The sequence below is a fragment of the Microcystis sp. LEGE 00066 genome (assembly GCF_015207925.1).
In the GTDB taxonomy this organism is placed as follows: domain Bacteria; phylum Cyanobacteriota; class Cyanobacteriia; order Cyanobacteriales; family Microcystaceae; genus Microcystis; species Microcystis ichthyoblabe_A.
Map to the genome: position 1 here is coordinate 1 of NZ_JADEVX010000144.1, position 11,109 is coordinate 11,109.

Sequence of the window (11,109 nt, forward strand, 5' to 3'; positions counted from 1 at the left end):
TAAAAATTTTGTTAGAATTTCATCCAGATTTATGAGTTGAAATCGATTTTTCATGGACAAAGTTCTTAAAACCTGTCTATCTCCAGCGTTGGATGATAATTATCTGTCAAAAAATAATGCTTCTACACAAGTTCTCTATTTAAATAAGAGAATTTTATCTGAATTTTTTTCAAAATGAGAATTGCTGGCCGCTAAACGTTGTTCTTGAAATTGACGTAAATCCTCTTTTTGCTTTTCCGCTTGAGCTAAACGCTGTTTTTGGGTAGCTGTTAAAAACAAGTGGCTTTCCTGTTGAACTTTTTGGAAAGACTGACGCAAAGCAGTTGCCTGTTCTTGCGCTTGTTTTTGTCTTCCAGTTTTAACATCCAACAGAAAAGATTGTACTTCTCGCGAGAGTTTAGCTACTTCTTCAGCAATCGATAAACGATCCTGGCGGAACTTTTCCATGAGAGCAGGCATGGGGTTGTCCTCAATTACTAAATACTATGGAATGGATTTGGCCCAATCACCCGCTAGGAAAACCTTCACGGGGACTGGGGGGAGAGACAGTAGAGTCCGACTTTTCTTATCACCCCAAAGTTGAGATAGTGAACTACCCTATCAATTATAGACTATTGCGCCCCAAGAGAGGGGTAACTAAACTCAATAGGGATTAAAGAAAAGCCGAGAATCTAGAAAACCTGGTCGGGTTTTAACTGAGCAGATAGGAGAATCTGGTATCAATCCTTAAGCAGGAACCGCTGCAGATTGAGTCAGACCAACGGCTTCAGCATATTTGAGGTAGGTTTCAACCGAAGCGATAACTACACGAGCTTCAATTGCTAATAATTCGATTCCGACGAGAGATACGCGGGCCCAAGCATCAATAACGATACCTTTGTCAAGGATACGATCGATAACTTCAGCTAAGCTAGAGGAAGAGTTGGTTTTTTCGACTGCCATGGTAATAGACCTTGTTTGTTAGTTGTATAGAAAGTGTACAGTGCTGATCCCAAAGTTGATATATCGAACTACCCCATCTCAAGAGGTGCGGCTTCCTAGCCCAAGAACGACCTTCTATTCCGAAAAATAGTGAGGATTAAACTCTGGTGATAAGGGCTAATCCTAGCTGCAAGGGTCAAAACACGTTTGCCGTGGCAACCTTGTCAATCATAGAGCATTGCGCCCCAAGAGAGGGGTAACTAGACTCAATAGGGATTTAAAGAAAAGCCGAGAATCTGGAAAACCCAGTCGGGTTTTCACTCAGCCGATGGGAGAATCTGGGATGGATCCTTAAGCAGGAACCGCCGCAGATTGGGTCAGACCAACAGCTTCAGCATATTTGAGGTAGGTTTCAACCGAAGCGATAACTACACGAGCTTCAATCGCTAATAATTCGATTCCGACGAGAGATACGCGAGCCCAAGCATCAATAACGATACCTTTGTCAAGGATACGATCAATAACTTCAGCTAAGCTAGAGGAAGAGTTAGTTTTTTCGACTGCCATGGTAATAGACCTTTTTGTTGTTTTCATAGAAAGTGTACGGTGCTGAAGTCATGGAGGATTCAGAAACTTGTTTGTTTTTTCTGCCTTCATCACTTCGGCATCTGAAGAATAACACCCTTTTTTTGTCGGTGTCAATACCTAATCTCGATTTTTTCGTTAAGAAATGTAGTTAATTCTCAGTTTTGTGCTTAATAAATATAGTTAGTTCTCAGAAAAGGCGGGTCAAGGTGGTTGCTGCTCCCCTTTTTTCTAAGCAAAACTTCCCATTGGGAGAGCAGGGCGAGCGCACCTAAAAACAAGACAAATACAAGAACCTTGGGGGATAACTGGACTTACCCCCCCCCAAGAAAAATAATTAAACCCTTACCCCAAGCTAGTCTTGGCGATTGTTCGACTACCTTTGACTAGCTACAATCGACTCAGAAGGGTAGCTGGAGCCTGTTTTGATGGACACAGGACAAATAAACTAATAGTAAAAGCCTTGCAAAGCAAGGCTTTTAGGTGCTTAAGGCACGAATGTATTGAAATTTTAGTTTTAACGTTCGCTATCTTAGGTGTTATTTGCGGGGACCAGGGGTGGACAGACTTGACAATCTAGCCATCACAATGCGAAGATGTGTGATGGGAAATTCTTGCTTCACAGAAACCTGCTTTTTGAGAGAGTCCCAACGAGTCTTACAGTCTCTCCACAAGCTTAAACTCCTGACTGCCCATCAGCATTTGTTGACAGGATTCTTATTCCTTCTGATCTTAAATTCTTGGCTGCATTCGTGATAGGTCTTGCATTCTGGACTTATTCATCTTTATATCATTTTTCAAAAGTAATGACAGACTTAGTTGATCAGGCTCTTCGGTTTGTGTTATGCAATGGACGGGGGTTATAAGGGATGGAACCCCTATATAGAAAGGCATTTAGCGATTTTTGTCAATTATTTTCGTCTAGAGCGAACTAATCAATTAAATCCCTTGCCAGATAAGGATTTAGTCGATTTATGCCCCCCTATCGAACCATACCAAGTAACGAAGAGCCGTTGAATCATTTCAAAGCGCAATCCCTCTCGGAGAAAGGAATTGCACTTTCAGATGTTAGTCACGACTATTGAAAATTGGTATCAGCTATTTCTTCGGGGACTGTAGCCACTATTTTCAGAGATTGCTGTAATGGCGATTGGCTGACGTCCGTTTAGGTGGATTGACTGGCCAGAAATTGTCTTTGATAGTCTAAAAACTCGCCGTGCCATTCCGCAAAACGCCGCTCCCCATCTTTGACTAAAAGTTGGCGGTAGGCTTCCGAGGAAATCCAGGGCTTTGTTGGGCGTTGTTGGGCAGAACGAGCTTGGTATTCAGCCGTTGATTGACGGCATTGGTTGTGATAATTTTGGTGCCATTCCTGATAGCGCCGTTCGCCATCCCGCACGAGGGCTTGGCGATAGGCTTCTGAAGATAGACTCATGGTGTTACTCCTTTTCAAATCCCTTGATAGCTTGGCCAGAATTATAACACAATGGGTGAACTACCGAGCGCCGACCTCTCGTCAAGGTAAAATATAGGCCTTTGCCGTCAGTGGCAAGGTTTCTTTGTTATCTTAACTGCTGCATTTTGCCCCGCTTTGCGTTGCTCCCCTTTAACCAAATTTTCTACGACCAGCCAAGAAATTAGTAAAAGCTGTTTAAGTAGAAAGAACCACAAAGACACAAAGGACACAAAGATTGATCGCTCTTATATAAGTTAAACTTATGATACAAGAAATAAGAGAGCCATTTTTGGGACTTTGGCAGCCTGATTGGGTCAAGAAATGCCATATTTCCATTAGCACCGTTACAAAAATCTCTGGAGAGTTGAGTTACTAATATGGTTAAAATTATCAGTCGTCAATCCTTGGGAAGAAAACCCGTTTATGATATTGGTGTGGAGAAAGATCATAATTTTTTGCTGGGCAACGGGTTAATTGCCTCCAATTGTTTTAATAAATCTCACTCTACCGCTTATGCTTACGTCACCTATCAAACTGCTTATTTAAAAGCTAATTATCCTGTGGAATATATGACAGCGTTACTAACTGCTAGTAGCGATAATCAGGATAAGGTGGAAAAGTATCGAGAAAACTGTCAGAAAATGAATATCGATGTCGAACCTCCCGACATCAATCGATCGCAAAAACATTTTACCCCGATTGGGCGCAAAATTCTCTTTGGTTTGTCCGCAGTTAGAAATCTGGGCGAAAATGCGATCGAGGCTATTTTAAAAGCGCGGGAAGCAACAGGAGGAAAGTTTACTTCCTTAGGGGATTTTTGCGAGCGTGTTGATTTGCGAGTGATCAACAAAAGAGCTTTAGAAACGCTAATTTATTGCGGTGCTTTTGATAAAATTCAACCGAATCGCCATCAATTAATTGAAGATTTGGAATTAGTAGTTGCCTGGGCGCAAAAACGCACCAAAGAGAAAGAAAGTGGTCAAATGAATATTTTTGATATGCTAGGAGGTAGCACAGAAAATAAACAAGAATCCGAGTTTGAACAGTCTCCCAGTGCAACCCCAGTGGAAGATTTTTCCCTACAGGAAAAGTTAAAACTGGAAAAAGAACATTTGGGTTTTTATGTTTCCGAACATCCTTTAAAAGCTTTACAAAGAGCTGCTCAAGTCCTATCTCCCATCAATTTAGCTGATTTAGAAGAACACAAAACCAGAAAAAAAGTCAGTGCCATTGTCCTATTAAATGCCGTCAAGAAAATTATGACCAAAAAAGGGACTCCCATGGCTTTTTTAACCCTAGAAGATGCCTCGGGACAGTCGGAAGCGGTGGTTTTTTCCGATAGCTACGAACGTCTGCAAAAATTATTAGTGGAGGAAGCAACTTTAATGGTGTGGGGAAAAGTGGATCGCCGAGATGATCGGGTACAATTAATTATCGAAGATGCGGAACCGATCGAAACCATTAAAATGGTGATGGTTAATTTATCGATGCAAGATGTTGTCAACCAAAATCGTCAAAATCTTCTTAAAAGTATTCTGCAATCGGGAGACAAACAAAAGGCAAAAGTTCCCGTTATTGCCACCATCGGTGCGGGAACTCAGCGTCAATTTGTGCGTTTAGGACAAAACTATTGGGTAGAGGATGACAATTCAGTGGTAGAGTCTCTGAAAGTGGCCGGTTTTCTGGCTAATTCCGCACCTCTGATTAATCATTAAATGCTAACTGGCAATCAGCCAAGGGCGATGATTGCGCCAATATTGTTCCTGTAAAACCTTTTCGATTTCCTGATTGGATAATAATTCTCTTTCCACCCACAAATCAAGATAAATATGGATTTTGATCACCTCTTTGACACTATTGCCACTCTTGTCCTCCATCATTCTCCTAGTGGGATGGAAACGGAAATCGATCGCTTTTTACTAGAACGCTTTCAAGAGTTAGGATTAGAAACATGGCAAGATCAAGCGGGAAATGTCATCGGCAAGATTAGAGGACGGGATTCGACTAAAAAAATTGCTATTACCGGTCATAAAGACGAAATTGGGGCTATTATCAAAGCAATTAATCCCGATGGTACTCTGCAAATTCGCCAACTCGGGGGAGCTTTTCCTTGGATTTACGGAGAGGGAGTGGTGGATATTATCGGTGATAAAGGAACCAGATCGGGGATTCTCTCCTTTGGTTCCCGTCATATTTCCCATCAATCCCCGCAAAAAGTGCAGCAGGAAAACACTCCCGTCACCTGGGAATCCGCATGGATAGAGACGAAATTGACTCCGGAAGAATTAGACGCTTGTGGGGTGCGCGTCGGTAGTCGAGTCGTGGTGGGAAAACACCGAAAACAACCCTTGCGACTAAAAGACTACATTGCCAGTTATACCCTTGATAATAAAGCTTCCGTGGCGATTCTTTTGGCATTAGCGGCCAGAATAATTAACCCTGCGGTGGATATATATCTGGTTGCCTCAGCTAAGGAGGAGGTAGGAGCATTAGGGGCCTTATTTTTTACCGCAAATAACCGCTTAGATGCTTTAATTGCCCTAGAAATCTGTCCCCTCGCTCCTGAATATCCGATTAAGGATGGCAGCAGTGCTGTGTTATTGTCTCAGGATGGTTACGGTATCTATGATGAGCAATTAAATCAAGAATTACGAATTGCGGCCGAAAAGGCGGGAATACCGCTGCAATTAGCCATTATTAGTGGTTTTGGTAGCGATGCCTCCATTGCCATGAAATTCGGTCATATAGCTAAGGCCGCTTGCTTAGGTTTTCCCACCCAAAACACCCACGGTTATGAAATCGCCCATTTAGGAGCCATAGCTAACTGCATTAGCATATTACAAGCTTATTGTCAACTAATTTAGCTATTTTTAGCAAAAAACCAGAGCATCAATAGAATAATAGCGATCGCTAGTCCGATAAAAACAGTATTTTTATGCTGCTCTAACTGCATGGGTGCGGGGGGTTCTTCTTTTTTCTGTTTATTTGTTCCCTTTTTAAATTGCGCTGTGCTATCAGGAAGTTTATCTAAATCGGGAATCTTCGTCATCCACTCATCTGGGCGTTTGAGACGGGGAGCTTCGATAATATAAAGCAGACGCTTGGCCTGTTCGCGAATTTGATAGATAGGATGGGTAATAAGTTGCCTACAGATTTCACTAGCTTTCTCCCCCTCTCCCAACCCCTGATGGGCAGAAATTAGCCAAATTTGAATCTCACCCCCTGCTCGAGATCCTAAGGAAATTAAGGCTAAAGCCGCATTTAATTGCTGGATACTAAGACGATATTGTCCACGCTCAAAGGCACTGATTCCAGCTTGATAAAGGTCTTGAAAAGAAAGATTTTCGGCCACGGAGTCAAGATCAAGATAAATGAAATTTTACATAAGTATAGCAACAGGTAAGAAGCAAAAGGAAACTCTCGGCCATTGAGAATGAGAATCTTGACAAAAATCTGTTAGACTTTCTGCTAAACCTGTTAAAGCTGTACGGCATGAAAGAGAGTAACTCCCTGTCACTAACTATATTAGTGATCGCCACCACAATAATTAGTGTAGTTTTGGGGATTTTATTTGACGAAAAAGCATCTTTATTAGGGATTTTGGCAGTTCCTGCCATGGTTGCTTCTTTTATCCATCCCCGTCTGGGATTATTAGCCCTGCTCATCTATCTTCCCCTGAGTAATACCGTCACTTTTGCCGTGGTGAGAGTTTTTCAGGTAAAGGGCAACTTCATTGGTGAAGAGCCATCCTATGCTCTCTACAAAATCGCCAAGGATGCCTTTTATTTACCAGCTTTAGCGGCAATTTTAATTAAAACCAAAACTTTTAAGCAATTAAGCCCGCAAATCAAGCCTTTTCTCCTCACGGCTTTAATTTTACTTGCCATCAGCTTGATAACTTTTCTTTTTGTCAATCTGCCCCAAGGATCAATTGCTGTGGGAATTGTGGGATTAAAAACCATCTTCGGTTATATTCCCCTGATTCTCTGTGGCTACTATTTAATCGAGCAAAAACGGGATTTATTCGTGGTTAATCGGCTTTTAATCGTGATGATTTTAGTCTGTTGCAGTTTAGCTCTAATTCAATACTTTTTACTTCTCCAAGGCATCTGTCACGATAGTGAATTCTTCAATCAACTAGAAGTTAGTGCCCCGAAATCCGATACCCAATTTTATCCAGATATTACCGCCAAAGCCAGCTTGAAAGCTCAATGTTTTGTCGGGGGTTCGGTGTTGTATAATCCCGATCGAGGCTTAATTCGTCTCCCCGGCACATTTTCCGATCCTTGGCAATGGGGTTGGTTTTTAGTATCTAGTAGCGTCATCAGTTACGCAGCCAGTTTTAGTGATCCACAAAAAAGATGGCGCGTCGCTGGTTGGGTGGCCATAGTTTTAGTCTTCCTTGCGACTCTGGTTTCTGGACAAAGATTACCTTTTTTGCTAGTACCTTTGTTTTACTTAGTTCTTTTTATTGCTACTAGCAAAAATAAGCAAAAGTTACCATTAAAATTGGTAATTGTGGCGATGCTTTCCCTGCTTGCGGTGATGTTAATTCCCTTTATTCGGGAAAGAGGGCTAAATTTTATCGGTCGCTGGCTATATTCGTCTCCCATTGACTTTGTAGGCAATCAAATGCAGTGGGCCTTAAGATATTTACAGCTTTTTGGTTTTGGTTTAGGCACAGCAACCACTGGCGCTCGTCATATAGTGGGGGAAGATGGGATAAGACTAATTGAAACCTACTATGCTAAACTTATCTACGAAATCGGTATCGTCGGTTTTATCGCTTTTATGGCACTGGTGACAATTCTCTGTATTCTCACCTTTAAAGCCTATTTAAAAGTAAAAAATCCCGCTTTAAAGCATTGGGGTCTCTGTATCTGGATTTTTATACTTTTTATTAGCTATAATCCCTACTATTATCCTCTCTCCGTCGAGCCTGTTTCTGTTTACTATTGGTTATTCGCTGGAATATTGCTAAAACTGCCAGAAATCAGCGATAAATTGGAAGATGAGGCGGGATTTGACCAAAAAAATTAAGTGGAGAATTAAGAGGATTTTTATCAATAATTACATTATCTCTCGACTGATAGGAGTTAACCGCCATGACAGCAGAAACCATTCCCTATTCCCTCGAATCTGTCCTTAAGGAAATTAAAGATAGTATTCAAAGTGTTGATCGAAAGCTAGACACCTTACAGCAAGATGTTGATCAAAAGCTAGATAATCTCGAAAAAGATTTCGATCAAAAGCTAGAAACCTTACACAAATTGGTGGTGGGTTAATAATTGGGGGTGGGCGAACGCGGTTCGCCCCTACAGATAAACAAAATTGAATTTTTTGATTAATTCGATATTGGTGGTGGGCTAATTATTGGCTCTGGGCGAACGCGGTTCGCCCCTACTGTTTTATATTCTCGCTTAAAACAACAAATCTAAATATAGTTCTTGTGATTGTTGATCTATTGGCAGATAATCTCGATCATTTGGCCAGTTTTTGGGATTGTTAATAATATATTCTCGAACAACTGCTAGATACTTTTCATCTCGAAGAATTGATTCATAATAATTGCGTTGCCAGATAGGAGTATCTGTGTTCTGTCGAAGCAAATTAATTCGTTTAGTAACCGCCGATTTAAACCCCGCAATACATGACGATAAAGAATTCGGTTTCTGCTGTGGGGGCGCATCGCGTGCGCCCAAATCTAGAGGCGCATCGCGTGCGCCCAAATCTAGAGGCGCATCGCGTGCGCCCAAACTCTGATCGTCGCCAGAATAATCATTAATTATAACAATTACATGGAAATGATTGGGCATAATAACCCATTCATCCAATTGAAAATTAGGTCGAATTTTGCAGGTTTTTAGCCATTCATCAGCAACAATTTTTCCTAATTGATTAAGGTACATTTGACCATTTTTGATTTCTCCAAACCAAGGTTGTTTTTGGTAGGTACAAATAGTTACAAAATATGCTCCAGGTTGGGAATAATCATAATTTCTGAGGCGAATAGAACGACGATGATGTTTTTCAGGATCAAAGGTCATATATATTCCCGCAATACTCACAAAACCTCTTATCAATTCCCATTATAAGCGATCGCAATTCGCCCTGACGTATTTTTCCTGAAACCCCCCAAATCCACCCAAAAACCCGTAGGGGCGCATCGCGTGCGCCCAAATCCCCACAAATACCTCAAAAAAAACCAAATCCCCACAAAAACCCGTAGGGGCGCATCGCGTGCGCCCAAATCCCCTCAAAAACTCACAAAAAACCCAACCCCCCCAAAACCCGTAGGGGCGCATCGCGTGCGCCCAAATCCCCACAAAAAACCCCAAAAAACCCAAACCCCCAAAAAAACCAAATCCCCTGATTAACCCGATTATTGCTGGCGGACGAACGCAGTTCGATAAACTCACTGACCACAGTTCGCCCCTACAAAATCGACCCGCCTAAGGGCGGGAAAGAAAAGAAAAAAGAAAAAATAGGGAATAAGGGTAAAAAGGGAAAAAAAGGGGAAAAGGGTTACAGAGTCCTCCCAGCACCGCACACCACCCGAAAACCGTTGCTGACGTTGAGGCTGCTGCCGCGGCGGTCGAGGCTGGTGCGGTAAGCGGAACGGCAGCTATTTGGAATGTAGCACCAAGAACCGCCCCGCAGAGGAGAACGATTATTATACCCATTTTCTATCCAAGCACTGCCATCCGTCGGCGCACCGTCATAGTTATCGTGCCAAGTATCGGCGCACCATTCCCAGACATTGCCGTGCATATCGTACAGTCCGAAGGCATTGGGGGGAAATTGTCCCACAGGAGTCGTTTGTTGTCGATATTCTCCTTTGTATTCATCGGCGTAGGTTTCGCTGGACCTGTAGTTGGCCAATTCCCCCGTAATGGTTTCCCCAAAGTAAAACGGGGTGGTGGTTCCAGCACGACAAGCGTACTCCCATTCCGCCTCACTCGGTAGTCGGTATTCCCTTCCGGTCAGCTTTGATAATCTTGCACAGAATTCGATTGCATCGTACCAGCTAAATTGTTCGACAGGACGGCGATCGCTATCGGGACGGTCTTTAAAATAGGCTGGGTTGAGATCAAGGTTGACCCTGAGCGGAGCCGAAGGGTCAACTTTTAAGTCGGTACGGGAGGCGATCGCTTTCCACTGTGCCTGGGTGATAGGATACTTGCCTATAAAGAAGGGGGGGACGTTAACCTCACGTTTTGGTCTTTCGCTTCTCAATCCTTCCCAATTAAATTTTTTAACCAGTCTTTCGATTTCCTCATCTTCTGTTCCCATCAGGAAAGTTCCCCCCGGTATGGCAACCATTTCTAAGGTGATGCCGTTGCCCAAATCTTCCCTGAAATATTGGGACTGTTTCGACTCTTTTTTGATTTGCTCACCCTTCGCATTTACTCCCACGATCTGAAAGTTAAATACTGATAACGATGGCCTGATGATTACGGGTTGTTTTGGCTCTTCTGGAACAATTACGGGTTGTTTTGGCTCTTCTGGTTCAAGCTTGAACTGATGGGTAATTGCTCTTTCTAGTTGCTCAAATCCGTCTTCTTCCCAATAATCAAGCCGGTGAATATCTCGCAGATTCAAGCCAACTTCTGACATTCGCAGATCGGGAATTTCGCATTCCTCTAACCTCATGGGAATAAAAAAAATTGTCCCCGATGGCATCTCTCCCAAGGTATCAAGTGCAATCCTCAACTCCCGTTGGATGTATCCCTGCTTATTAGCCGATTTCGCTGACAGACAGGCCAGAAAAATCTGACTAGCTTTAATCGCTTTCGGAATTTCATCTCGCCAAATTTGACCCGGAATCAGGTCTTTTTTATCCAACCAAGGTTTATATCCCGCTTGCTTGAGGCGGTTATACAGTGCCAAAACTGCTGGTTTATCCTCACTGGCATGGGCCAAGAAAATTTGGATCTCTGACTTTTTCATAACTTTTTCTTATGACCACAAGTAGGGGAGAGCCAGATTAACTGGCAGAAAATCTCTAAATAAACCATTTAACCCACATTCCGCACCCTAAGCTGTCACAGAGAGAAATTACGGAGAGAAAAAATCAAAGTGAGCATAAAAATAAACATAAGGAGCGAAAAAAGGCATTTGAGAAACAGTAAAGCACCAAAAATGGC

The 11,109-nt window shown here is 42.5% G+C and carries 11 protein-coding genes and 1 pseudogene; 4 read left to right on the forward strand and 8 right to left on the reverse strand.

Annotated features, from left to right (window positions below; translation table 11 throughout):
* Nucleotides 1-183: 183 nt before the first annotated feature.
* The 4 genes and pseudogenes from gvpC to IQ224_RS17330 form a co-directional block, all read right to left on the reverse strand.
* Nucleotides 184-459 (reverse strand): annotated as a pseudogene (gene gvpC / locus IQ224_RS17315) (gas vesicle protein GvpC); the annotation flags it as partial.
* A gap of 267 nt (nt 460-726) precedes the next feature.
* On the reverse strand, nt 727-942 hold the full coding sequence (gvpA, locus tag IQ224_RS17320; protein ID WP_002735503.1) for a gas vesicle structural protein GvpA: 216 nt from the start codon (nt 940-942) through the stop codon (nt 727-729).
* A gap of 330 nt (nt 943-1,272) precedes the next feature.
* Nucleotides 1,273-1,488, reverse strand: coding sequence for a gas vesicle structural protein GvpA (gene gvpA / locus IQ224_RS17325; protein ID WP_002735503.1), 216 nt, complete (start codon nt 1,486-1,488; stop codon nt 1,273-1,275).
* A 1,183-nt stretch (nt 1,489-2,671) separates the two neighbouring features.
* Nucleotides 2,672-2,941 (reverse strand): hypothetical protein, encoded by a 270-nt coding sequence (locus tag IQ224_RS17330; protein ID WP_002736360.1) that lies wholly within the window; start codon nt 2,939-2,941, stop codon nt 2,672-2,674.
* A 398-nt stretch (nt 2,942-3,339) separates the two neighbouring features.
* Between IQ224_RS17330 and IQ224_RS17335 the strand changes: the two genes are divergently transcribed.
* A complete protein-coding gene (locus IQ224_RS17335) occupies nt 3,340-4,677 on the forward strand; it encodes a DNA polymerase III subunit alpha (protein ID WP_002747934.1) in 1,338 nt (445 codons plus the stop codon).
* Between the two features lie 3 nt (nt 4,678-4,680).
* On the opposite strand, the gene IQ224_RS24680 is transcribed toward IQ224_RS17335, so the two are convergent.
* Nucleotides 4,681-4,806 (reverse strand): hypothetical protein, encoded by a 126-nt coding sequence (locus tag IQ224_RS24680; RefSeq protein WP_255527474.1) that lies wholly within the window; start codon nt 4,804-4,806, stop codon nt 4,681-4,683.
* Here IQ224_RS24680 and IQ224_RS17340 point away from each other — a divergent pair.
* On the forward strand, nt 4,792-5,826 hold the full coding sequence (locus IQ224_RS17340) for a M42 family metallopeptidase (protein WP_194033270.1): 1,035 nt from the start codon (nt 4,792-4,794) through the stop codon (nt 5,824-5,826). The genes IQ224_RS24680 and IQ224_RS17340 overlap by 15 nt on opposite strands.
* On the opposite strand, the gene IQ224_RS17345 is transcribed toward IQ224_RS17340, so the two are convergent.
* Nucleotides 5,823-6,314, reverse strand: coding sequence for a hypothetical protein (locus tag IQ224_RS17345; protein ID WP_194033272.1), 492 nt, complete (start codon nt 6,312-6,314; stop codon nt 5,823-5,825). The genes IQ224_RS17340 and IQ224_RS17345 overlap by 4 nt on opposite strands.
* A gap of 140 nt (nt 6,315-6,454) precedes the next feature.
* Here IQ224_RS17345 and IQ224_RS17350 point away from each other — a divergent pair, with 140 nt between their 5' ends.
* Complete coding sequence (locus IQ224_RS17350) at nt 6,455-8,002, forward strand: hypothetical protein (RefSeq protein WP_002747942.1); 1,548 nt, start codon at nt 6,455-6,457, stop codon at nt 8,000-8,002.
* 65 nt (nt 8,003-8,067) lie between these two features.
* Complete coding sequence (locus tag IQ224_RS17355) at nt 8,068-8,247, forward strand: hypothetical protein (RefSeq protein ID WP_002747944.1); 180 nt, start codon at nt 8,068-8,070, stop codon at nt 8,245-8,247.
* A 135-nt stretch (nt 8,248-8,382) separates the two neighbouring features.
* Here IQ224_RS17355 and IQ224_RS17360 read toward each other — a convergent pair whose 3' ends face one another.
* Nucleotides 8,383-9,009: a transposase gene (locus IQ224_RS17360; RefSeq protein ID WP_036402653.1), complete on the reverse strand. Its 627-nt coding sequence runs from the start codon at nt 9,007-9,009 to the stop codon at nt 8,383-8,385.
* Nucleotides 9,010-9,487: 478 nt separating this feature from the next.
* Nucleotides 9,488-10,912 (reverse strand): SUMF1/EgtB/PvdO family nonheme iron enzyme, encoded by a 1,425-nt coding sequence (locus tag IQ224_RS17365; protein WP_084989879.1) that lies wholly within the window; start codon nt 10,910-10,912, stop codon nt 9,488-9,490.
* Nucleotides 10,913-11,109: the final 197 nt, after the last annotated feature.